Annotated in this window: 22 protein-coding genes; 3 read left to right on the plus strand and 19 right to left on the minus strand. The window is 37.4% G+C overall.

What is annotated here, in order from left to right:
* Positions 1 to 6: 6 nt before the first annotated feature.
* The 16 genes from nadA to rho all read right to left on the minus strand — a co-directional run bounded on the left by nadA (position 7) and on the right by rho (position 15,835).
* Positions 7 to 912: a quinolinate synthase NadA gene (gene nadA, locus EUBELI_RS06930; protein ID WP_012739659.1), complete on the minus strand. Its 906-nt coding sequence runs from the start codon at positions 910 to 912 to the stop codon at positions 7 to 9.
* A 256-nt stretch (positions 913 to 1,168) separates the two neighbouring features.
* Positions 1,169 to 1,528, minus strand: coding sequence for an ArsR/SmtB family transcription factor (locus EUBELI_RS06935; protein WP_012739660.1), 360 nt, complete (start codon positions 1,526 to 1,528; stop codon positions 1,169 to 1,171).
* A gap of 16 nt (positions 1,529 to 1,544) precedes the next feature.
* Positions 1,545 to 3,440, minus strand: a complete 1,896-nt coding sequence (locus EUBELI_RS06940) for a heavy metal translocating P-type ATPase (protein WP_012739661.1) — start codon at positions 3,438 to 3,440, stop codon at positions 1,545 to 1,547.
* Positions 3,441 to 3,481: 41 nt separating this feature from the next.
* The gene (locus EUBELI_RS06945) at positions 3,482 to 3,700 is read right to left on the minus strand and encodes a cation transporter (protein WP_012739662.1); all 219 of its coding nucleotides are present in this window, start codon (positions 3,698 to 3,700) and stop codon (positions 3,482 to 3,484) included.
* Between the two features lie 82 nt (positions 3,701 to 3,782).
* The gene (locus EUBELI_RS06950) at positions 3,783 to 4,409 is read right to left on the minus strand and encodes a GDSL-type esterase/lipase family protein (protein WP_012739663.1); all 627 of its coding nucleotides are present in this window, start codon (positions 4,407 to 4,409) and stop codon (positions 3,783 to 3,785) included.
* A 379-nt stretch (positions 4,410 to 4,788) separates the two neighbouring features.
* The gene (locus EUBELI_RS06955) at positions 4,789 to 5,415 is read right to left on the minus strand and encodes a ribonuclease H1 domain-containing protein (protein ID WP_012739664.1); all 627 of its coding nucleotides are present in this window, start codon (positions 5,413 to 5,415) and stop codon (positions 4,789 to 4,791) included.
* 19 nt (positions 5,416 to 5,434) lie between these two features.
* The gene (locus tag EUBELI_RS06960; protein WP_022097763.1) at positions 5,435 to 6,715 is read right to left on the minus strand and encodes a homoserine dehydrogenase; all 1,281 of its coding nucleotides are present in this window, start codon (positions 6,713 to 6,715) and stop codon (positions 5,435 to 5,437) included.
* 62 nt (positions 6,716 to 6,777) lie between these two features.
* The gene (locus tag EUBELI_RS06965) at positions 6,778 to 7,383 is read right to left on the minus strand and encodes an HdeD family acid-resistance protein (RefSeq protein WP_022097764.1); all 606 of its coding nucleotides are present in this window, start codon (positions 7,381 to 7,383) and stop codon (positions 6,778 to 6,780) included.
* Between the two features lie 159 nt (positions 7,384 to 7,542).
* Entirely contained in the window at positions 7,543 to 8,640 is a 1,098-nt protein-coding gene (locus EUBELI_RS06970; RefSeq protein ID WP_012739667.1) for a DUF5692 family protein, read from the minus strand.
* 89 nt (positions 8,641 to 8,729) lie between these two features.
* A complete protein-coding gene (locus tag EUBELI_RS06975; RefSeq protein ID WP_041688173.1) occupies positions 8,730 to 9,110 on the minus strand; it encodes a hypothetical protein in 381 nt (126 codons plus the stop codon).
* 53 nt (positions 9,111 to 9,163) lie between these two features.
* Positions 9,164 to 10,495, minus strand: a complete 1,332-nt coding sequence (locus EUBELI_RS06980; RefSeq protein ID WP_012739669.1) for a Na+/H+ antiporter NhaC family protein — start codon at positions 10,493 to 10,495, stop codon at positions 9,164 to 9,166.
* Positions 10,496 to 10,503: 8 nt separating this feature from the next.
* A complete protein-coding gene (gene prfA / locus EUBELI_RS06985; RefSeq protein WP_012739670.1) occupies positions 10,504 to 11,577 on the minus strand; it encodes a peptide chain release factor 1 in 1,074 nt (357 codons plus the stop codon).
* Between the two features lie 38 nt (positions 11,578 to 11,615).
* Positions 11,616 to 12,455, minus strand: a complete 840-nt coding sequence (gene prmC / locus EUBELI_RS06990; RefSeq protein WP_012739671.1) for a peptide chain release factor N(5)-glutamine methyltransferase — start codon at positions 12,453 to 12,455, stop codon at positions 11,616 to 11,618.
* 2 nt (positions 12,456 to 12,457) lie between these two features.
* Complete coding sequence (locus tag EUBELI_RS14885) at positions 12,458 to 13,903, minus strand: DUF1385 domain-containing protein (RefSeq protein ID WP_081458317.1); 1,446 nt, start codon at positions 13,901 to 13,903, stop codon at positions 12,458 to 12,460.
* 84 nt (positions 13,904 to 13,987) lie between these two features.
* The gene (rpmE, locus tag EUBELI_RS07000) at positions 13,988 to 14,194 is read right to left on the minus strand and encodes a 50S ribosomal protein L31 (RefSeq protein ID WP_012739673.1); all 207 of its coding nucleotides are present in this window, start codon (positions 14,192 to 14,194) and stop codon (positions 13,988 to 13,990) included.
* Between the two features lie 204 nt (positions 14,195 to 14,398).
* Positions 14,399 to 15,835, minus strand: a complete 1,437-nt coding sequence (gene rho / locus EUBELI_RS07005) for a transcription termination factor Rho (RefSeq protein ID WP_041688175.1) — start codon at positions 15,833 to 15,835, stop codon at positions 14,399 to 14,401.
* A gap of 189 nt (positions 15,836 to 16,024) precedes the next feature.
* Here rho and EUBELI_RS07010 point away from each other — a divergent pair, with 189 nt between their 5' ends.
* The 3 genes from EUBELI_RS07010 to EUBELI_RS07020 are packed head-to-tail and all read left to right on the plus strand — an operon-like array spanning position 16,025 to position 18,581.
* On the plus strand, positions 16,025 to 17,179 hold the full coding sequence (locus EUBELI_RS07010) for an NAD(P)-dependent malic enzyme (protein WP_012739676.1): 1,155 nt from the start codon (positions 16,025 to 16,027) through the stop codon (positions 17,177 to 17,179).
* 2 nt (positions 17,180 to 17,181) lie between these two features.
* Positions 17,182 to 18,069 carry a TIGR01212 family radical SAM protein gene (locus EUBELI_RS07015; RefSeq protein WP_012739677.1) on the plus strand — a complete coding sequence of 296 codons (888 nt, stop codon included), beginning with the start codon at positions 17,182 to 17,184 and terminating at the stop codon, positions 18,067 to 18,069.
* A 29-nt stretch (positions 18,070 to 18,098) separates the two neighbouring features.
* Positions 18,099 to 18,581 carry a DUF4364 family protein gene (locus EUBELI_RS07020; RefSeq protein WP_278245947.1) on the plus strand — a complete coding sequence of 161 codons (483 nt, stop codon included), beginning with the start codon at positions 18,099 to 18,101 and terminating at the stop codon, positions 18,579 to 18,581.
* Between the two features lie 41 nt (positions 18,582 to 18,622).
* Here the strand turns inward: EUBELI_RS07020 and yihA are convergent, their stop codons facing one another.
* From yihA to clpX, 3 genes are all read right to left on the minus strand, one after another.
* Positions 18,623 to 19,258, minus strand: a complete 636-nt coding sequence (yihA, locus tag EUBELI_RS07025) for a ribosome biogenesis GTP-binding protein YihA/YsxC (RefSeq protein ID WP_012739679.1) — start codon at positions 19,256 to 19,258, stop codon at positions 18,623 to 18,625.
* Positions 19,259 to 19,277: 19 nt separating this feature from the next.
* A complete protein-coding gene (lon, locus tag EUBELI_RS07030; RefSeq protein WP_012739680.1) occupies positions 19,278 to 21,632 on the minus strand; it encodes an endopeptidase La in 2,355 nt (784 codons plus the stop codon).
* 62 nt (positions 21,633 to 21,694) lie between these two features.
* On the minus strand, positions 21,695 to 22,963 hold the full coding sequence (gene clpX / locus EUBELI_RS07035; protein WP_012739681.1) for an ATP-dependent Clp protease ATP-binding subunit ClpX: 1,269 nt from the start codon (positions 22,961 to 22,963) through the stop codon (positions 21,695 to 21,697).
* Positions 22,964 to 23,013 lie beyond the last annotated feature (50 nt).

Below are 23,013 nucleotides of genomic sequence, written 5' to 3' on the forward strand. Positions count from 1 at the left end.
ACAATCTTATTTTGCAAGCTCAAGCATTCTTGTAAGTGGCTTCATTGCTTTCTTTGCAACTTCTTCATCTACAAACACTTCATTATTTTCCTGTTCAAGAACATCAAGCACCTTATCTAAGGTTACCATCTTCATGTTGACACATACCTGGTCAGGCTTTAATGTATACAGTTTCTTGCCAGGTGCCTTTTTTCTTATCTCACCAAATACACCATCAACTGTTGCAATTATGAATTCCTCACAATCTGTATCTACAACATAATCAATAATTCCTGATGTACTGCCTATGTAATCAGCATATTTTAATACTTCCTCTGTACATTCAGGGTGTGCTGCAAGCTTTGCCTGTGGATATTTCTTCTTAATTTCAACGACCATATTCTCTGTTATCGCGACATGTCTTGGACAGAAGCCTTTATTAAGAATCACATTTTTCTCTGGCACCTGCTTTGCAACGAATCTTCCAAGATTCTGATCAGGAATAAAGAAGATGTTTTTATTAGGAAGGTTCTTTACTATCTTTACTGCATTTGATGATGTCACACAGACGTCTGAATAAGTCTTTAGCTCTGCTGTTGAATTGATGTAACAGACAACTGCAAGGTCATCATACTGTTCACGCATCTTAAAAATTTCTTCCTTAGTTGCCATATGTGCCATTGGACAATCAGCCCCCGGCTCTGGCATAAGCACCTTCTTTTCCGGATTAAGAATCTTAGCACTCTCACCCATGAACTCAACACCCGCAAATACTATAATATCCTGATCTACCTTAGTAGCTACCTTGCTAAGATAGAATGAATCCCCGACATAATCAGCAACTTCCTGAACATCTTCATCTACATAATAATGTGCAAGAATAACTGCATTCTTCTCTTTTTTCAACTTTAAAATATCACTTGTAACTGACATATTGCTTCTCCAATCGTTAAGGTTTACATATGCTTGACTTGCGTTTTACATACATTGTGCTAGAGTATACCACGAATGTTTACATGTGACAAGACAGTTGTAAAATTTTCTGTACAGTTAATGTAAAAGCCATTCCTGATGCAATATTTAGATTAAATGCAAAAAGCCCCGGGGGAATCATTTCTTAATTGATTTCTCCGGGGACTTTTTCCTAATCCATTACCTATTCATTATGAATTTTCAATCATATCAAAACTTATAAATCTTCTTCAATATGTTCTCTTCCCTGTGCGATTATGCTTCTTACATGATCGTCTGCCAGTGAATAGAATATTGATTTACCTTCTCTTCTGTTCTTTACTAACTTGTTCTGCTTTAATATTCTTAACTGATGAGATATTGCAGACTGTGTCATATTGAGAGCCTGTGCTAAATCACATACGCACACTTCTGCCTCAAATAATACATACAGTATTCTAATTCTCGTTGAATCACCGAATACCTTGAACAATTCTGCAAGGTCGTATAATTCATTCTCATCTGGCATTGTTTCATTAACTATCTTTAATAAGTCCTCATGTATTTCTATTGACTCACAGCATTCACAATCTGCCATTATATTACCTCTTTCTTTATAAGTTCTTTACGAATAATGCTCTTATTGCATTGATTACAGCAATAACCATTACACCTACATCTGCAAATATTGCTACCCACATGTTTGCTATACCTATTGCACCAAGCACCAGACATATAAGCTTTATGCCTATTGCAAAATAAATATTTTCATAAACAATACGTAAGCATTTTCTTGATATCTTAATTGCCTTGGATATCTTTAACGGGTCATCGTCCATCAATACTATGTCAGCTGCTTCTATAGCGGCATCACTTCCTAATGCGCCCATTGCTATTCCGATATCTGCTCTTGAAAGTACCGGTGCATCATTAATACCATCACCTACAAATGCAAGCTTTTTCTTTGATTTCTTATGTTCTAACAGCTCCTCAACCTTAGAAACCTTATCTGCCGGAAGCAATTCACTGTACACAGCATCTATATTTAATTCTTTAGCTACAGCATCTGCTACATTCTTTGCATCACCGGTAAGCATTACTGTCTTACGTACTCCAGCTTTCTTAAGTTCTTCTATAGCCTGCTTTGCATGAGGCTTTAACAAATCTGATATTAGTATAAGTCCTGCATATGCCCCGTCAACTGCCACATGAACCTGAGTTCCGGCCTCGTTGCACTCTGCATATTCAAGACCGAGTCTTCTCATAAGCTTTCTGTTACCTGCAGCCACTTCTCTTCCTGATACATTAGCCTTAACACCTTCACCACTGATTTCCTCAACATCTGTAACTAATGTCTTGTCAATCTCTTTTCCATAAGCTTTCTGTAAACTCTTGCTTATAGGGTGTGTTGAATAGCTTTCTGCAAATGCAGCATATTTTATAAGTTCATCTTTGTCAATAGTGTTATTATATACACCACTGACCTCAAATACTCCCTGTGTCATAGTTCCTGTCTTATCAAAGACAACAATGTCTGTCTCTGCAAGTGCTTCAAGATAACTTGAACCTTTTACAAGAACACCCTGATTACTTGCTCCACCGATTCCTGCAAAGAAGCTGAGCGGAATACTTATGACAAGTGCGCAAGGACAACTTATTACTAAAAATGTAAGTGCTCTGTATATCCACATTCCCCACTGAGGAGATACTCCTAAGAATATCATGCTTACAAGTGGTGGAATTATAGCAAGTGCCAGCGCACCGTAACAGACTGCAGGTGTATATATCTTTGCAAATTTACTGATAAAGTTCTCTGAACGAGATTTCTTGGAACTTGCATTCTCTACAAGATCAAGTATCTTAGATACTGTGGAATCACCAAATTCCTTAGTTGTGCGGATCTTAAGCACACCTGACATATTAATGCAGCCGCTTATTACTTCATCACCAGCCTTTGCCTGTCTTGGAAGGCTTTCACCTGTAAGTGCACTTGTATTAAGAGTTGTATTACCTTCTTCAATAATACCATCAATAGGAACTTTCTCTCCCGGCTGGACAACAATAACTGTACCAACCTCTACTTCATCAGGATCTACCTGCTCAAGCTTTCCATCAACTTCAATATTGGCATAATCAGGTCTGATGTCCATAAGCTCACTTATGTTCTTACGGCTCTTTCCAACTGCAATATTCTGGAACAGCTCACCAATCTGATAAAAGAGCATAACCGCAATTGCTTCTGTAAAATCACCATCATCTACAAGTGCAATTATAATTGCACCTACAGTTGCAACTGCCATAAGGAAATTCTCATCAAATACCTGTCTGTTAAGAATTCCCTTAATTGCTTTCCTTAAAATATCATATCCAATAACAAAATAAGGAACCATGTACATTATAAAAAGAACAATCGTAGGAATATCAACAAATGTGCTTATCACCTTAAAAGCAATCATAAGGACTGCTGCGATAATGATTCTTGTAAGCATCTTTTTCTGCTTTTTATTCATATTCTACTCCAATCTGCCAGAACAACTCTCACGGCTTTCTATTACAGATATATCTCGCAATCATCTTCTACTTTCTTGCAGTTCTTAAGAACATCCTGCATAACAGCCTTAGGATCCTGTCCTTCTTCAAATTCAACAATCATCTTAAGTGCCATAAAATTAACTGTGGCATCCTTAACACCTGCTGTATTCTTAGCTGCATCTTCCATCTTATTAGCACAGTTTGCACAATCAACATCAATCTTATAAGTCTTCTTCATAATATTCTCTCCTTAAAAACATTAAATAATCAAAGCTCTTTCATATGAACATTCATTCATATGTTCATTTTCATTATAACACCTATAAAACTTCTGTCAACAAGAATTCACTATATTTTTCCGCAAACATTTTATGTCCTTTCTCATCTAAATGCTGTCTGTCAACTTCACTTGGTTCAGCAGCACCAGCGGCATCAAAATAATAAAATCCATTTTCCTTTGCTATCTTTTCATATTCCCATGCAAGCTGCCTTGAAACATTTTCAGAACTTTCATTAAATTCAGGATCAAAGCCTTCTTCACCTACACCTTTTCCAAGATGAATCGGAGAAATTATAACTATCTTTGCATGTTCTCCTGCTGTCTTGTTAGCCTTTCTTGCAACTGCCTCCATTCCTTTTGCAATTGTCTTTGCATCAGCATGAAATTCAGTCTTGCAGTCATTCGTACCAAGCATTATAGCTATAACATCTACCGGCTTATGTGATTCAACAACTACTCCAATAAGATCAATGCCCTTTCTTGCATCTCTTACAGCATCTGGAAATATAGTTGTTCTTCCGCACAGTCCCTCTTCAATAATATTATATTCATTTCCAAGAAGATTAGCTATTCTGCCTGTCCATCTTACATCATAATCATATCTTCCTGATTTATCAGGCTTATATCCATAAGTATTAGAATCCCCAAAAAACAAAATATTTTTCATTGCCACATCCTCCCACAAAACATCTGTTAAATATACTGTTATCTTAATTCATACTTACTTTGTATGTTTATATGTTATAACTTCTTCGTGGCTTTGTCAACAAGGAATCACTATAAAAAATGCTCAGCCCTCCAGCATGTTGTGTCAGTCTATATTTCCAAGTGATATTTTACAGTATAGCATGCTTGATTTTTTATGAGCTGTGTGGGAGTTAAAGCTGCTATATACAAAAAATCAGTGCTAAAAAACGCGTTCAAGCGAAGCGCGTTGTTTTTTAGCACTGTAATATATTCTGTATATGGCAGCTTTTACTCCCACTAGGCGAATAAATCCATGAAAGCATGTTGTACTGTAAAACATCACTTGGAAATCTTCATACCTAACACAACCCTACTGCTCTCTTTGCAAGCCTGTCAGCCTCTTCATTTCCTTCAACCCCTGAATGTCCCCTGACCTTCACGAATCTGATATTAATTGAATCCCTGACAGATGTAATATAATTATAATATTCTATTGTTCCTTTTTTGTTTCGTTTCCATTCTCCCACAGCCCATGCCTTGATACCTGCATAATCATAGAATATAGAAATATCTTTAAGTCCAAGCTCTATTGCTTTTTTTACAGCAGACATGCTTCCAAGAATCTCTCCTGCGACATTACGCATTGAAGCCATCTCTTTATCACTGCCATTACCTGACAATTCATATCTTACACCATCATGCATAAGAAAACCGCCATATCCATACACTCCCGTTACAATATTAAAAGAACCATCAACAAATGCATAATCATTGTCAGGCATTACATCTTCCATATTGCTACTTCCGGTCTTTCCATTAATCTCCTGTACAGCTTCCCTTCCCATATAAGCCTTCGCCTCTTCCATAGACATGAAGCTCTTATATTCGGCAGCTGGAAAACCATGTACATTCTTCTTACATTCGTCCCATGTCTGATATATTCCGGGAACTTTACCTACACGCACAGCATAATATTTCTTAGCCATATATATTTCCCTATTCTGATTAATAAACTCGGATTACTCCGGCAATCTCTTTTACCACTGAAAGTCCGTTAAATACTGTCATTGCATCATTAAAATTCTTCTCTGCAACAACATCTGTAATAATAACAAGTTCAGCAACACCGTCCTTACGGCTCTTCTGGACCACCTGCGCAATACTTACATCATTGTTTCCAAGAACACTTGCAATGTTAGCAAGAACCCCCTGCTTGTCTAATGCTTCTATTCTTAAGAAGAATTTGCTCTTGGTTTCAGATATATCCTTAACAGGAAGCTCTTTGTAGCATGAGCAGCCAATCTTGCCGCATGAGCCATGAACTATGTTACGGCATACATCTATAATGTCCCCCATAACAGCAGAAGCTGTTGGCATCTGACCTGCGCCCCTGCCCATAAACATAGTATCATCACTTGCCTCACCATGAACAAATACTGCATTAAATGAATCTCTTACTGTAGCCAGAGGGTGATTCTCGTCAATAAGCATAGGATGAACCTTAACTTCTATTCCATCCGGTGTATTTCTGGCAAGTCCAAGAAGCTTGATAACATATCCGAATTCCTTAGCATACTTAATATCTTCTGCTGTAATCTTAGTAATACCCTCTGTATATACCTGATTAAATGTTACCCTTGAATTAAATGCGATTGATGACATAATAGCCATCTTTCTTCCTGCATCATATCCTTCAACATCTGCTGTAGGGTCTGCCTCTGCATATCCTAATTCTGTAGCCTTTGCAAGAGCGTCCTTATAATTCATTCCTGATTCAGTCATCTTTGTAAGGATATAATTAGTTGTTCCGTTAACAATACCAATAATCTCTGTGATATTGTTGCCAGCCATGCTCTGCTTTAATGGTCTGATTATTGGAATTGCTCCCGCAACAGCCGCCTCAAACTGAAGGTCAGCATGCATTTTGTCTGCCATTCCCATAACCTCTTCACCATGCTCAGCAAGAAGATCCTTATTGGCAGTAACAACCTGCTTTCCAGCCTCAAGTGCCTCAAGAATATACTGCTTTGCAGGAGTAGTTCCACCCATAAGCTCTATTACAATCTCAATATCCTTATCTTCAATAATATCCTTCCAGTTGTCAGTCAGTAATTCTCTGTCAATTGGATCACGGTCTTTATCAAGATTTCTTACAAGAACCTTCTTAACTACAAGTTCTGCACCCGTCTTACTAATCACATCATCTTTCATACTCTGACATAACTTGTATACACCTGTTCCAACTGTTCCTGCTCCTAATATAGCCGCATAAATCTTTCTGCTCATTACTTTGTACGCCCTCATTCCTGTTTATTATGTTAAGTTTATTATATTAATCTGTGATACATTTATTTCATATCTACAGCATCAACCTGATCCTTAAAGTTCTTTATAGCCTTCCCAGCCTTCTTTGTTACAGATACAATTCTCATAAGAGATATAAAATCCCATAACCCCTCTATCATCAGAGCAATTCCAATAAATACTATAAGTGCTGATGATGTTGAAAATGGATTCAATAATGCAATGATGCCAATAACAACCATTACAACTGCACCTATAAGCTCAATCCACCATTTGTCTGACTCAAGATGGTAGAAATCCACAGCATACTGAAGTTTAAGGATTCCATCAACAATAATAATAATTGCAAGTGCTGTTCCTAAAAAAACCGCAATAAAACCTGGTTTAATCACGAAAAACATACCAAATGCAAGAAGCGTAACTCCCTGTACAAGACCATATGATCCAAGAATCTCACTTCCCGCAATCCTGAAATAATTGATAAGTCTTAATACTCCCCAGACACATAAGGCAACTCCAATTCCTTTACATATGATTTCCTGGGATGCTGTTGGAAATATTACCAGCAGTAAGCCAAGAACAAACAATGCAATTGAAACAATAATAATCTCAAACTTAATTGTCTTTAACTTCTTATAAATACTGTTCATATGCTCCATCTCCTTTTCACTCATTTCAAAGTTCCGTAGTTCTTTTGTCTTTTGATTATACACAAAAAAGAACATCACTTCAAGACATGCATTTTTCTGCACTTTAATCTGTCTGTGATGTTCTTTATTATTATTTAATATTAAGTTAACATATACAGATTACTCTGCTCTTGACATAGCCTGCTCGTAGTCTCTTGTTCCAACCCAGATTTCCTTAGTATATGGACACTTCTTCTGTTCAATAGAGCGCTTGATAATAACCGAAATACATACCACATTCGCTATTATTGCAAGCATTGCAACAACTCCCTGTGCTGTCGGGTTAGCTGTTATACCAAAGTTGGCAATTGCATCTCCTGCACTTGCACCTGTAGTGTGACATGTAATTGCTGCGTTATAAAGATCAAGTGCCTTAACACCAGCCTTAGTTGCTCCACCATATAATGATGGCAATACACTGAATGTATTGCTTAACTGGAATAATGGTAATACCTGTGCAAACATGCACCATGTCGCAAGTGTCATGGCTCTGTTCTGAATCCATCCACCCTTATTCCATAATGCATTAGCAAATGTAGGAGCAAGAAGAAGAGCTACACCACAGTACCATGTATGTGTTGGAAGATTACAATATGTATACTCAAAATTCCAGATGTCATAAGCAACGATAAACCATATTGTCATATCCGGCCAGAGCATATCATCCTTTTTCTTAGATGAGTAAATTCCCCACCAGCCTGTCATACAGAAGATATTAATAAGTCCTGCAATTCCATTAACAATATTCCACCAGCCACCATAAAGGAATACACCTTCATTAGATGCCCACCATGCACCAGAAAAATCTCCAGTAATCTGGTAAGCTCTTATGGCTGATTCAAAATCAGATACTACCGCAATAAGAATATTAATAGCAACAATTACGAATGGCCAAGGTTTAAACCATTCTTTCTTTCCAATTCCCCACTTATACTTAATCATGAGGAAACCGACAACTCCGATATCTGCTGCATAAAGCTTAGCATAATGGAACCATCCGTTCATATACTCATATGTCTGATTGCTGTGACCGCCAAACAGACCTGCCTGAATTGTTATGAAATAGATTGTGAGTACAGCCGGAATGATAACGAATAACACGATACCACCAATCTTAGTACGACGACCTATCTCATTAAGAATTACTAATCCTGCAAACACAAGCACCCAACCCAGTAACTGAGTCATGGCTGTGCTGCCATAAAGTTGAAATAACATTGTTCACGCCTCCAATCGCTTGATTGATTTTATAAGTATTTTACACTTTTTTAATAAATATTTCAAGTAAAAATGATAGTCTATATGGGCTATCCTAAACATTTTAATATCTGCGATTTCTTGTTGTTGACAACTGCAAGGTTTTGCAAGGCCGAACGAATATTTTTCTGAATCACTGCCGCCCTTATTCCTTCGAATGGTTTAAGAAAGCTGTTAATTCCAAGTTCTTTAGCATTCTGTTCCAGTCTTGTAATTGAAGTAAACGCTGCAGACCACTGTGTATTATTAAGTGTCTGTTCTAGTCTTATGAAGTCATAACACGCCATATATTCCCTTACATCCTTTATATATACGGTCATAACAACTTCATTCTCTATATCTTTATCCTTGAATTTTGAATTAGAAATATCTATTCCGAGTCTTCTAAGATTCGCGATTATTTTCATCAATACCTGTTCGCGGGCTGACATACTAACACTTCCCCTCACACTCAGCTTTCTTATATATTCTTGGCAGTACATTATTATGCTTTAGTTTTACTTTTTCCTTCAGGAATAACATATATCCATATAAGTGAACTTACAAACAAAAACATTGGATAAAACAGCTTTGGTAGAATCTGAAATGCTGTAATGCTATATCCAAGCTCTGAAACCGCTGATATGGCAACCAGCATCTGAGCACCATATGGTATTATTCCTTGAAATATACATGAAAATGTATCAAGAAGCGAAGCCGCTTTTCTTGGAGTAATATCATAATCATCAGCCATCTCTTTTGCAATAGGGTTAGCCATTACAATAGCAACTGTATTATTAGCTGTAGCAATATCCATTGTTCCAACTAAAAGTCCCATTCCAAGCTGTCCGCCTTTTTTCCCTTTAAATAATCTTCTTATTCCATTAAGTAAAGCATCAAATCCACCATATTCTTTAATAAGTGAACACATTACAGATACAAGAACTGCAACCATACATGTCTCAAACATTCCTGACGCACCACTTCCCATATTAAGAAGCAGAGTCTCCAATGTAACCTCTCCCATAACAAGCATAATAACTATTCCCGAAATAATACCTGTTATAAGTACAACAAAAACATTTACACCAATAATTCCACCCGCAAGTACAAGCACATATGGAATAATCTGAAAAAGATTATATGAATGTGCAATCTCACCATGAATATCTGTACTAAAAGAAAGCACAAGAATTATAACAAGGGTCACAATTGCTGCCGGAAGTGCTATCCAGAAATTCTCCCTGAACTTGTCTTTCATGGCACAGCCCTGACCATTACAAGCTGCAATAGTAGTATCTGATATAAAAGAAAGATTGTCTCCAAACATTGCACCACCCATGACAGATGCAACACATAATGCCATACTAAATCCTGATGCTTCTGATACCGCAACCGCTATTGGTGTAATAAGTGTTATTGTTCCAACAGATGTACCCATTGCAGTAGATACAAAGCAGGCAACAATAAAAAGTACCGCTACTGCAAACTTTGCAGGAATAATGCTTAACATAAAATAAGCTACACTCTCTGCACTGCTTCTTCCTACAACTCCGACAAATATTCCGGCTGTAATGAATATCAGAAGCATTGTAACAATGTTCCTGTCAGCCAACCCTTTTGCCATTACATCAAGCTTTTCATCAAACTTAAGCTGTGAATTCTGCATGCACGCTACTAGTATTGCAGCCATAAATGCAACAATAATTGGTACATTATAGAATCCCATTGGAATCTTCATGACATATTCAAATATAATTCCAGTTCCAAGATACAACACAAGAAAAACAAGTATAGGTACCAGCGCAACCGGATTAGAATTCCTATCCTTTTTCATAATACCAATTAATCCTCGCCCATCTTAGCAAGCTTGGCAGCCTGGTCGGCAGCGATACATGCATCAATAATATCCTGGATGTCTCCATCCATAATCTTGTCAAGCTTATATAATGTAAGACCAATTCTGTGGTCTGTTACTCTTCCCTGTGGGAAATTATAAGTTCTTATCTTCTCAGCTCTGTCACCTGTACCAATCTGGCTTCTTCTTGCATCTGCCTCTGCGTCATGTGCTTTCTGAGTCTCAATGTCATATAACTTGGCTCTTAAAAGTGCAAATGCTTTCTCCTTATTCTGTATCTGTGACTTCTCTGTCTGTGAATAAATAACTATTCCTGTTGGATAATGAGTAAGTCGTACAGCAGAATCAGTTGTATTGACACACTGTCCACCATTACCTGACGCTCGCATAACATCAATACGGATGTCCTTCTCATCAATGTGGATATCAACCTCTTCTGCCTCTGGCATAACAGCTACAGAAGCAGTAGAAGTCTGTATTCGTCCGTTAGATTCAGTTACCGGGATTCTCTGTACTCTGTGTACACCAGACTCATATTTCATGATAGAGTAAGCTCCCTGTCCCTTAACCATGAATTCTACTTCCTTCATTCCACCAATACCGGTTTCATCGCCACTTAATACTTCAACCTTCCAGCCTCTTGCCTGTGCATAGTGTACATACATTCTGAAAAGCTCTGCTGCAAAAAGTGCCGCCTCTTCTCCACCTGCACCCGCTCTGATTTCAACAACAATATCCTTATCATCATTAGGGTCTTTAGGTAAAAGAAGAATCTTTAATTCATGCTCTAATTCTTCTACTCTTGCCTTAGATTCATTAAGCTCTTCCTTCGCCATCTCTTTAAGTTCTTCATCTGTCTCTTCATCAAGAATAGCAAGACTGTCCTCAATATTCTTCTTACAGTTCTTATACTCAGTATAAGTTTCTATAAGTGGTGCAAGACTACTCTGTTCTTTCATAAGCTTTTTGAACTTTTCCTGATCATTAACCACATCAGGATTACCAAGTTCAGCAGTTATATCTTCATATCTGTTGACTGTATCTTCAAGTCTATCAAACATACTCTGTCACTTTTCCTTTCTACATCAATTATATACAATTACTTTCTTCCCATAACAACACGGTCAAAACCAGCAAGATCTTTCACGACAGTTATATCCTTAAAGCCAGCCTTTTTCATTATATCAGAAACATCTGCCGCCTGCTCTGCTCCTATTTCATAACAGAGATATCCATCAGTTTCAAGGAAGTCTCCCGCCTGTGCAGTTATTTTTCTATAAAACATAAGTCCATCTTCCATTCCATCAAGTGCAAGTATAGGATCATGTAATCTGACTTCCTCCTGAAGTCCTTCAATAACCTTAGTTGGTATATATGGAGGATTAGAAACTATTGTATTAAATGTTATATCATGATTTAATTCTTCGAATAAATCACTTCTCATAAAATCAATATTTTCAGCCTCAAGATTATGTTTATTACTCTGTGCAACATTTAGTGCCTTTTCTGAGACATCAACTCCAAGCACTCTGCATTCAGGAAACTTCTTGGCAAGTGTAATTCCTATGCATCCTGAGCCGGTACACATATCAAGAATATAATCTCCACTTCTTGTCACCTTAATCACTTCACCAACTAAAATCTCTGTATCCTGTCTTGGAATAAGGACATCACTGTTAACCATATATTCATAACCATAAAACCATGTTTTTCCAAGGATATGCTGAAGTGGTATATGAGAAGCTCTCTGTTCTATATATTCCTCAAACATGAGAAAATTTTCTTCCGACAATAAACTGTCACCATTGATAAGATAAAAGGTTCTTGTCATGCCATTAATAGCGGATAACAATTCAAAACTGTCATGCTCTGCATTGTCAATTCCTTTATCTTTCAGCATCTGTGTTCCCCAGTTTACGGCCTGTCTAATTGTCATCATATCTACTTATCTTCCAGCCTTTTCTGTTTAAACATAGGAACATCTTCCGGATATTGCTCTTCCGGTTCCTGTCCAGCTTCAAACTCAAATCCTGCAACAACTTCTTCTTCAGATAATTCTTCTCCTTCTTCAGCTTCAGACTGGTTATCTATAACATAAGAAGCTGTATCCATGAATTCAAATCCCTCTATAGCTGATGGAGCATCATGTCCATCTTCACCATATCCATATGAATCTTCTTCTGAATCACTATCATCAAATGAATTATCATAGATAGTACTTTCTGACTCATCACTTACTTCATATACAGAAGAGAAAGTCTCTCTGTCAGTATCATCCATTCCAAACTCTTTTCCAGCCTGGATATATCTTTCCTCAGCAGTCATCTCACTAACAGGTTTCTCTTCTTCCTGTTCCTCTACATCAATTGTTCTTGTCTGTTCATTACCATGAATAAGACTTCCTGATATAGCCAGTTCTGCCTCAGAAGCAACAAGTTCTTCAACAGGATTCTCTGCTTCTGCATAATACTGTGCAAGGAATTCCTTCCAGTCAAATACTTCCTCAACAGCCCTGATAGCAACTTCTATCATATCCGTATCAGGTTCTCTTGTAGTAAGCTTCTGGAACCACATTCCCGGCTTGCTTAATGCTCTTACAAATGCGTTATCATTCTTTCCAGCCCATCTTATGACCTCATACGATACTCCGGCAATGACCGGAATAAGAAGGATTCTGATAACAATCTGTAATGCTGTATTATCAACCCTTATAAATATAAAAAAGATAATACTTATAAACATAACAAAAAATAAAAAGCTTGTTCCACATCTTTTATGATATCTTGAACTGTTCCTGACATTCTCAGGTGTAAGTCTTGCACCATTCTCTATACAGTTGATACATTTGTGCTCTGCACCATGATACATAAAAGTTCTCTTTATATCCTTCATCATTGATATAAGAGAAATATATATAACAAATATAAGCAGTCTTACAATTCCTTCAATAAAATTAAGCAGTGTCTTGGAAACTATGTATTTCGATACCAGCTTAGTTGCAAGATACGGAAGCACCATAAACAAGCCTATTGCAAAAAATATAGAAAGAATAACTGTCACAGCCATAAGCACTGACTCAAATTTATCTTTAAGGAGATTCTTGCCTGCTTCATCAAGCTTGGTTTTCTCCTGCTCTGCAGGATCATCATAAAATGATGCAGAATAATTAATTGTTGAAATTCCCGTAACCAGCGAATCAATAAAATTAACAATTCCTCTTATTATCGGAAGATTAAGCCATGGATGCTTTTCTGTTATAAGCCTGCTCTCTCTAACGACAACCTCAATTTCATTATCAGGTTTTCTGACAGCAATAGAATATTTATCCTTATTGCGCATCATGATTCCTTCAATTACAGCCTGTCCCCCAATTCCTGATGGCTTCATATCACATAACCATACCTTTCTAAAATGTTTTGTATACATTCAAAAAAAGTTGAGGTCCCGAAAAACCTCAACCTTAATTCAAAATTAATTGTTTGATACACCATACTTCTTGTTGAACTTATCAATTCTTCCACGAGTTGATGATGCCTTCTGCTGTCCTGTGTAGAATGGATGGCACTTTGAACAGATTTCTACGTGGATTTCTTCCTTAGTTGAACCTGTTACAAATTCGTTACCGCAGTTACAAACAACCTTTGCCTGATAGTAATCTGGATGGATTCCTTCTCTCATGATTTCACCTCTTTACAAATTATTAAGTATTACAATTGCGAATTCCGCCTTAGGTTCCCTTTCTGTCCCGATGGGACCTATGCGCATTAGACACAATGACCTCTTTATCTGTCATAAACAGCTTTCATATTGTATCACGATGTTACATTATATGCAAGCACTTTTTCAAAAAGTTATAAAAATGCTACAGAAAGAAAGTATACTTTAAATATAATGATTCTTAATTACTGTTCTTACAAGTTCTTCATTATTCTTGGTTTTAACAAAAAGGTCAAGAATTCTCTCTGCTGCCTCATCCGTCTTTAAACCGTTAAGTGCCTTTCTCATAATATCAACAGCTTCCTGTTCTTCTTTGTTAAGCAGTAAATCTTCGCGTCTTGTACTTGACTTTGCTATATCAATAGCTGGAAATACTCTCTTTTCTGACAATTTTCTATCAAGGACAAGTTCCATATTACCCGTACCCTTAAACTCCTCGAATACAACATCATCCATCTTGCTTCCAGTCTCAACAAGTGCTGTTGCCAAAATTGTAAGACTTCCACCCTCACGCATATTTCTTGCCGCACCAAAGAATCTCTTAGGCATGTGGAGTGCTGCCGGATCAAGACCTCCGGAAAGAGTTCGTCCACTTGCCTGAACTGTAAGGTTATATGCCCTTGCAAGTCTTGTAATACTATCAAGAAGTATTATAACATCTGTCTTCTGCTCAACAAGTCTCTTAGCTCTTTCAATAACCATCTCTGATACTCTCTTATGTCTTTCTGGCAACTCGTCAAATGTTGAATATATAACTTCTACATTATCTCCAACTATTGACTCTTTGATATCTGTTACTTCCTCTGGTCGTTCGTCAATAAGAAGAATCATAAGATGCATCTCTGGGTTATTCTTAGTTACTGCATTGGCAATCTGCTTAAGAAGTGTTGTCTTACCCGACTTAGGCTGCGAAACAATCATGCCTCGCTGTCCTTTTCCTATAGGAGATATAAGGTCAACCATTCTCATTGCCACTGTACTTGAATTCTTTTCAAGATGAATTCTTTCATTAGGGAAAATTGGCGTAAGGCTTTCAAATGCCGGTCTTTTCTGTGCAACAGAAGGATCCTTACCATTAACGCTTTCCAGATACATAAGTGCCGAAAACTTTTCACCCGATGTTTTCATTCTCTTAGGTCCCTGAATAATATCACCTGTCTTTAAATTAAACTTTCTTATCTGTGACGGAGAAACATATACATCATTCTCTCCGGGAAGAAAATTCTCACATCTTATAAATCCATATCCTTCTGACAAAACTTCAAGAATACCATCTGCCATAGGCATATCCTGTTCCTGCTTTGACTGCTCCGACCCCTTATGTGACTGTGCATGATAATTATCTTTATGTTCTTCTTTAACATACTGTTCAGACTTCTGATGTGAATATTCTGATGTCTTATGATTGTTCTGTCCGTCAGCTTCATCTTCTGCAACAACACTTGCAACTTCAGCCGGCTCGTTCTTTTCCTCGCCTTCTGCCGCTGCGATAATTGCCTCTATAAGTTCACTCTTTCTCATTGTCGAGATATTCTTAATATTCTTATCCTTTGCAAATTCACGCAATACACTAACTGACAATGTTTCTAACTTTGCCTTCATATAATCCACCTCTGTATTCATCTAAAAATCAATAGGGAAAATGATGCAGAAAACGCATCAAAGATGTATTAATTATACAACATATTATTCTAAAAGAAAAGACTAAAAATGCTTTTTTTAGTCAGAGCAATATGTTATTATATATAATGCTGTTAAAAGCACTAATTATTGAAAGGAAGATTAGATATCATGACTAATGCAGAGAAAGCCTTACAGCTCCATGAAGAGTGGAATGGTAAATTTGAAACAACTCCTAAAATGAAGATTCAGACAAGAGAAGATCTTGCTCTTGCTTATACTCCTGGTGTAGCAGAACCTTGCAAGGTTATTGCCAAGGACAAAGAAGCAGCTTATAAGTACACTATCAAGTCTAACACTATCGCTGTTGTATCTGACGGAAGTGCTGTACTTGGACTCGGTAATATCGGTGCTCATGCCGCTATGCCTGTTATGGAAGGAAAAGCTGTTCTTTTCAAAGAATTTGGTAACGTTAATGCTGTGCCTGTCTGCCTTGATACACAGGACACAGAAGAAATCATCAAAACTGTAGTTAATATTGCACCTGCATTTGGCGGTATCAATCTTGAAGATATATCAGCTCCAAGATGTTTTGAAATCGAGACAAGACTTAAAGAGCTTCTGGACATACCTGTATTCCATGATGACCAGCATGGTACAGCTATCGTTGTATTAGCAGGTATTATTAATGGACTTAAAGTTACAGGCAAGACTAAAGAAGATTGCCAGGTAGTAGTCAACGGTGCCGGTTCTGCCGGAGTTGCTATCACAAAGCTTCTTCTTACATATGGTTTTAAGCATGTAACAATGTGTGATAAGTCTGGTATCCTTTCTAAGGCTTCAGAAGGTCTTAACTGGATGCAGCAGTCAATGATGGAAGTAACTAACCTTGAGAACAAGACTGGTTCTTTAGCTGATGCACTCCGTGGTGCAGATATATTTGTCGGAGTTTCTGCTCCTAACATCGTTACAGCAGACATGGTTAAGACTATGAATAAAGATGCTATTATATTTGCAATGGCCAACCCTGTTCCAGAGATTATGCCAGATGTTGCCAAGGCAGCCGGTGCCAGAGTTGTTGGTACAGGCCGTTCTGATTTTCCTAATCAGGTTAATAATGTAATCGCTTTCCCTGGCATTTTCAAGGGTGCTCTCGAAGGACGTGCCAGACAGATAACTGAAGACATGAAGCTTGCTGCTGCGCTTGCAATTGCTAATCTTGTTCCAGATGACGAAGTAAGTGATGTTAACATCCTTCCAGAAGCATTTGACCCAAGAGTTGCTGATGTCGTAAGTAAAGCTGTAATCGACCATATAGAGAAGTAATTATGCTTCCATATTATTATTCTGTAAGTGAATATCTTAAAGACACTTATGGTAAGAAATTATACAAATTAAGTCTTTCCGGAAACATGACATGTCCCAACAGAGATGGAAAACTCGATACAAGAGGATGCATATTCTGCAGCAGTCATGGTTCCGGAGATTTTGCTGTCAGTGATATTGACAAAGCAAAGGAAATAGTATCTAATAAATACTCTGGCACTGAATATATTGCGTATTTTCAATCCTTTACTAACACTTATGCTGATGTAAGTTATTTAAGAGATTTGTTCATGCCGGTAATAGAAAGAGATGACATAAGAATTCTCTCCATCGCAACCCGTCCGGATTGTCTTGATGATGATGTACTCAGTCTTCTCGACGAGCTTAATCATATAAAACCAGTATGGATTGAATTGGGACTACAGACCACTAACAATTCAACTGCCAATTATATCCGCAGAGGATACAATTTGTCAGCATATGATAATGCAGTTAATAATTTACTATCAATCAGAATTGCACCTATCGTCCATATGATTATCGGGCTTCCAGGTGAAACCATCAGTGATTACACTGCTACCGCAAAATATATTGCTCAAAGCGGTGCATCAGGAATCAAGATATCTTTATTACACATTTTAAAAGATACAGATCTTTATACTGATTATTGCAATGGTTTATTTAATGCCATGACTATAGAAGATTATCTTTATGCAATTGGAGCAATTCTTCCTGTATTGCCTGAAAATATGGTAGTACACAGACTTACAGGGGACGGACCTAAGAACATTCTTGCAGCGCCGTTATGGACCACTGATAAAAAAAGAGTCCTTAACACTCTGCATCATTACCTCAAAGAAAATAAGATTTATCAAGGAAAAGATTTATGAACACTGATTCTACTACATTATACAAATTAATGATTTTATATATGCTGAACAAAGTTAATTTTCCTTTGTCCAATACTCAGCTGTCTTCTTTTATGCTGGACAAGCAATATACTGATTATTTTACATTCCAGAAAACTATCAGTTCACTTGTTGAAGATGGATTTATAAGAGGTACCACTCATCAGAGCAGCACCCATTATACCTTAACCAAAGAAGGCGAAGAAACCATTGCTTTTTTCTATACCAAAATCTCAACTGCAATAAGAGATGATATTGAAACTTATCTTGCTGATAATAAATACGAACTAAAGAATCAGGCTGGAACTGTAACTGACTGTTACAAGCTTCCTAATGGAAATTACATTGCACACTGTCAGGTAAAAGAGGGAGATACAACTTTGATTGAGCTTAATCTTAATGTCCCAATTGAAGAGCAGGCGGAAATAATATGCGCAAGATGGCGCGAAAACAGTCAGGAATTATATGACTATATCATTCATAAACTTATGTAAAAAAGCGTTCTGCTGGTAATCAGCCAGTCAGAACGCTTTTATTATTCTTGTATAATTGCAGCACTTTCAGAATCAGTCTCATTTTCTTCCTGTGGCAGTACATATGAATCTATAAGCTGCCATAATTCTTTAAGTCCCTGCTTAGTCTGTGATGAAAAAGGAATAAGAATATCTTCCTGCCTTAATCCAAGTCCTGTTCTTACAGCTTTCACCTGTTTGCTTATCTGGCTTCTCTTAATCTTATCCAGCTTTGTTGCAACAATTACAGGTCTGTAACCGTTATTTACAATCCAGTCATACATCATTCTGTCATTATCAGATGGGTCATGACGGATATCAATCAGCAAGAACACCTGCTTTAACTGGCTGCTTTTTCTTAAATATTTCTCAATCATCTTGCCCCATTTGGCTTTGACAGCCGGACTTACATTGGCATATCCATAGCCTGGAAGGTCAACCAGATACATGCTGTCATTAATATTATAGAAATTAATAGTCTGTGTCTTACCCGGCTGTGATGATGTTCTTGCATATGATTTTCTGTTCATTAACGCATTAATGAGCGATGATTTACCAACATTTGACTTACCTGCAAATGCAACCTCCGGAAATGGGGTTTCAGGAAGTGTACTTGTAACTCCGACTACTATATCCAGATTAACTTTTTTTATAACCATAATCCGCTGCTCCTTTCATTTAACGCATTAATGCCTGTGCAAATACTTCAATAGCATTATTCACATATATTATATTCATCCCTTCAGTTATCTCTGTGTCAAGTTCTTCAACATCCGACCTGTTATCCCGAGGTACAAAAACATTTGTTATACCCGCTGTCTTACTTGCAAGAAGCTTTTCTTTAAGACCTCCTATCGGAAGAACCTTACCTCTTAATGTAAGCTCTCCAGTCATTGCAACATCTGCTCTTACAGGAATTCCAGTAACCGCAGACAATACTGCCGTTGCCATTGTAATGCCAGCAGAAGGTCCGTCTTTCGGAGTTGCACCCTCTGGTATATGAAGATGGAATGCATGATTCTGGAAATATTCAGCATCCACTTTATATCTGCCTTTTTCTGTTACTGATCTGATATAAGAAACAGCTATGCTTGCTGATTCTTTCATTACATCACCCATGTTACCTGTAAGCTTGAACTCGCCTTTGCCCGGCATTGTTATAACCTCTATCTCAAGAGTATCTCCACCTGCCTGTGTCCATGCAAGCCCTCTTACTATACCAACTTCACCCTTTGTATTCTTTTTGTCCGGTCTGTATTTAACTTTTCCAAGATAATCTGTAATATTCTTATCAGATATATTAACTGTTTTCTTTACAGTCTTATCTCTTGTTCCATCAGATGTGAACACTCCGGCTTTGTATAATTCTCTAACCGCTTTTCTTACAATCTTTGCAATCTGCCTTTCAAGACCTCTCACACCAGCTTCTCTTGTATACGAATTAATAATTGTTCTTATAACTTTATCAGTGAACTTTACATCAGATACAAGCAGACCATTCTCTTTAATCTGTTTCTTAATAAGGTGTTCCTTAGCAATATGAAACTTTTCATTAGCTGTGTATGAACCAACTTCAATAATTTCCATTCTGTCAAGCAATGGACGGCTTATATTAGACAGATCATTAGCTGTTGCAATAAAAAGCACATTTGACAAATCAACCGGCATCTCTATATAGTGGTCGACAAAATTAACATTCTGTTCGCTGTCTAATACTTCAAGAAGTGCAGCTGATGTATCGCCCTTATAATCACTGCTTATCTTATCTATCTCATCAAGAAGCATAAGAGGATTATTAACTCCGGCACTCTTAAGTCCCTCAATAATTCTTCCAGGCATAGCTCCAATATATGTTTTCCTGTGTCCTCTTATCTCAGCCTCATCTCTTACACCACCCAGACAGATTCTTACATACTCCTTGCCAAGTGCCTTTGCAACTGATCTTGCTATAGATGTCTTACCTGTTCCCGGAGGTCCTGCAAGACATATGACAGGTGCTTTTCCACTACCTGTTATGTTTCTTACCGCAAGTGATTCCAGAATTCTTTCCTTAATATCTTTCATTCCATAGTGGTCCGAATCAAGCACTTTTGCAGCATTATCTATATCTTTGTTATCTTCAGTCGACACATTCCATGGTAATTCAAGACATGTCTCTATATATGTTCTCTCAACATTAGCCTCAGCATTATTACCAGCAAGTGATTTCAGTCTCTTAATCTCCCTTTTTAGCTTATCCTTTACATACTGCGGTGAATCAAGCTTTTCAACGTCCGCCTCATATTCTTCAGCCTCTGTTATGGTTCCTCCATCAAGTTCTTCATTAATCGCTGCAAGTTCTTCTCTTAATATGTAATCCTTCTGGTTCTTATCTACTCTTTCTCTTACAATATTGCCAAGTTCTTCTTTAATAGTATAAGCATTTATCTCATTTACAAGCAATGTTGCAGCAAATGTATACATCTGCTCATAGTCTTCTGCCTCCAGAAACTGCTGTCTTTTATCAAAATCCATCATAAATTCCTGAGCAAATTCCGTCATCAGTTTTTCTGCATCATTATAAGAAAGCCATCTCTTGACTGTATCCTTTGCAAACTTCGGATTAACATGTGCATACTGTGTCAAAAGTTCTCTCATTCCTACAATTATAGCTCTCGACACCATTTTATCAGGCTTCTCAAATCCTTGCATAACACTTACATCAGCAAGCATCATTCCTGACGCTTCTTCAAATCTATTTACAAGTGCCTTTTCAAGCCCTTCTACCTGAACCCTTAAAATTTTGCCTGGCATCTTTATTATCTGTTTTATCTTAGCAATTGTTCCTACTGTATATAAATCTGCTATCCCTGGTTCGCTCACCTGCGAATCTCTCTGTGTTACAAGATATATAAGTTCATCAGCTGCCATACTTGCTTCTACAGCTTTTACAGACTTCTTTCTGCTCACATCAAAGTGCATTACCATCCCCGGAAAAACAGTGACATTTCTTAATGGAATAGCTGGATAATGTCTATCATATTTGTTACTCATATATTCCTCTCTATCTAAAAAACGGACCGTCCATCATGAACAGCCCGCCTGAATTAATTTCGTTACTGTGCTTTTTTTACAGCATCCGTTCTGTATTCTAACAGAGGCTTTGCGCTTCCTTCTACAGCTTCCTTAGTTATTATACATTTTGATATTGTTTCATCTGACGGAATCTCATACATTACTTCATTCATGACAGATTCTAAGATTGAACGTAAGCCTCTTGCTCCTGTCTTTCTCTCAAAACTCTTATGGGCAACTGCCTCAACAGCTTCATCCGTAAACTCAAGTGCTACTTCATCAAGTCCAAAAAGTGCCTGATACTGCTTTATAATAGCATTCTTAGGCTCTTTTAGAATTCTCACAAGTGCTTCCTCATCAAGTGAATCTAATGAAACAACAACCGGAACTCGGCCTACAAACTCAGGAATAAGACCGAATTTGATAAGATCCTGTGGAAGTGCCTTATGGAACATCTCTCCAACATCGTCGTTGCTCTTTTCCTTAAGTTCAGAGTTGAAACCAATTGAACTCTTATCCATTCTTGATTCAATAATCTTCTCGAGTCCGTCAAATGCACCACCACATATGAAAAGAATATTAGTTGTATCAATTGGAATAAGCTCCTGCTGTGGATGCTTTCTTCCTCCCTGTGGTGGAACTGATGCTATTGTTCCCTCTAATATCTTAAGAAGAGCCTGCTGTACGCCCTCGCCAGATACATCTCTTGTTATGGAAACATTTTCTGACTTCTTAGTAATCTTATCTATCTCATCAATATATATAATACCATATTGTGCTTTTTCAACATCATAATCCGCAGCCTGAATAAGCTTCAAAAGGATATTCTCAACATCCTCACCTACATATCCGGCTTCCGTAAGAGTTGTAGCATCTGCAATTGCAAAAGGTACATTAAGAAGCCTTGCAAGATTCTGTGCAAGAAATGTCTTTCCTGAACCTGTTGGTCCAAGCATAAGAATATTACTCTTCTGTAACTCTACATCCAGATCAGACTGTGACATTATCCTCTTATAATGATTATATACAGCAACCGCAAGAACCTTCTTTGCTTCATCCTGTCCTATAACATAATCATCAAGAAATTCTTTTATCTGCTTTGGCTTAAGCAGGTTGATATTCATTCCATCAACCACTTCTTTTGCATCTGCCTCTGTTTCAAACTCTTCATCAAGGATATCGCTGCATATTTCTACACATTCATCACAAATGTAAACGCCATTATGTCCTGCGATCAGCTTTTTAACCTGATCCTGTGTCTTATTACAGAATGAGCATCTAAGCTTCTCGTCAATATTTCTGCCTGCCATACTATCCTCCAAATCACTATAAATCCTTTAAATAAAGGTTCGCTTATCAC

It is taken from the genome of [Eubacterium] eligens ATCC 27750, assembly GCF_000146185.1.
Lineage (GTDB): Bacteria > Bacillota > Clostridia > Lachnospirales > Lachnospiraceae > Lachnospira > Lachnospira eligens.

What these genes read in the sequence shown, in the direction of transcription:
- EUBELI_RS06965 (WP_022097764.1), bottom strand. Translation starts at nt 7,383, where the DNA reads ATGAACAGTATTTATAAGAAGTTAAAGACAATTAAGTTTGAGATTATT.
- clpX (WP_012739681.1), bottom strand. Translation starts at nt 22,963, where the DNA reads ATGGCAGGCAGAAATATTGACGAGAAGCTTAGATGCTCATTCTGTAAT.
- yihA (WP_012739679.1), bottom strand. Translation starts at nt 19,258, where the DNA reads ATGGTTATAAAAAAAGTTAATCTGGATATAGTAGTCGGAGTTACAAGT.
- rpmE (WP_012739673.1), bottom strand. Translation starts at nt 14,194, where the DNA reads ATGAGAGAAGGAATCCATCCAGATTACTATCAGGCAAAGGTTGTTTGT.
- rho (WP_041688175.1), bottom strand. Translation starts at nt 15,835, where the DNA reads ATGAAGGCAAAGTTAGAAACATTGTCAGTTAGTGTATTGCGTGAATTT.
- EUBELI_RS06975 (WP_041688173.1), bottom strand. Translation starts at nt 9,110, where the DNA reads ATGTCAGCCCGCGAACAGGTATTGATGAAAATAATCGCGAATCTTAGA.
- EUBELI_RS06970 (WP_012739667.1), bottom strand. Translation starts at nt 8,640, where the DNA reads ATGTTATTTCAACTTTATGGCAGCACAGCCATGACTCAGTTACTGGGT.
- prfA (WP_012739670.1), bottom strand. Translation starts at nt 11,577, where the DNA reads ATGTTTGATAGACTTGAAGATACAGTCAACAGATATGAAGATATAACT.
- lon (WP_012739680.1), bottom strand. Translation starts at nt 21,632, where the DNA reads ATGAGTAACAAATATGATAGACATTATCCAGCTATTCCATTAAGAAAT.
- EUBELI_RS06940 (WP_012739661.1), bottom strand. Translation starts at nt 3,440, where the DNA reads ATGAATAAAAAGCAGAAAAAGATGCTTACAAGAATCATTATCGCAGCA.
- EUBELI_RS06955 (WP_012739664.1), bottom strand. Translation starts at nt 5,415, where the DNA reads ATGGCTAAGAAATATTATGCTGTGCGTGTAGGTAAAGTTCCCGGAATA.
- EUBELI_RS06980 (WP_012739669.1), bottom strand. Translation starts at nt 10,495, where the DNA reads ATGAAAAAGGATAGGAATTCTAATCCGGTTGCGCTGGTACCTATACTT.
- EUBELI_RS07015 (WP_012739677.1), top strand. Translation starts at nt 17,182, where the DNA reads ATGCTTCCATATTATTATTCTGTAAGTGAATATCTTAAAGACACTTAT.
- EUBELI_RS06950 (WP_012739663.1), bottom strand. Translation starts at nt 4,409, where the DNA reads ATGAAAAATATTTTGTTTTTTGGGGATTCTAATACTTATGGATATAAG.
- EUBELI_RS06945 (WP_012739662.1), bottom strand. Translation starts at nt 3,700, where the DNA reads ATGAAGAAGACTTATAAGATTGATGTTGATTGTGCAAACTGTGCTAAT.
- prmC (WP_012739671.1), bottom strand. Translation starts at nt 12,455, where the DNA reads ATGATGACAATTAGACAGGCCGTAAACTGGGGAACACAGATGCTGAAA.
- EUBELI_RS07010 (WP_012739676.1), top strand. Translation starts at nt 16,025, where the DNA reads ATGACTAATGCAGAGAAAGCCTTACAGCTCCATGAAGAGTGGAATGGT.
- EUBELI_RS06960 (WP_022097763.1), bottom strand. Translation starts at nt 6,715, where the DNA reads ATGAGCAGAAAGATTTATGCGGCTATATTAGGAGCAGGAACAGTTGGA.
- EUBELI_RS06935 (WP_012739660.1), bottom strand. Translation starts at nt 1,528, where the DNA reads ATGGCAGATTGTGAATGCTGTGAGTCAATAGAAATACATGAGGACTTA.
- nadA (WP_012739659.1), bottom strand. Translation starts at nt 912, where the DNA reads ATGTCAGTTACAAGTGATATTTTAAAGTTGAAAAAAGAGAAGAATGCA.
- EUBELI_RS14885 (WP_081458317.1), bottom strand. Translation starts at nt 13,903, where the DNA reads ATGAAGCCATCAGGAATTGGGGGACAGGCTGTAATTGAAGGAATCATG.
- EUBELI_RS07020 (WP_278245947.1), top strand. Translation starts at nt 18,099, where the DNA reads ATGATTTTATATATGCTGAACAAAGTTAATTTTCCTTTGTCCAATACT.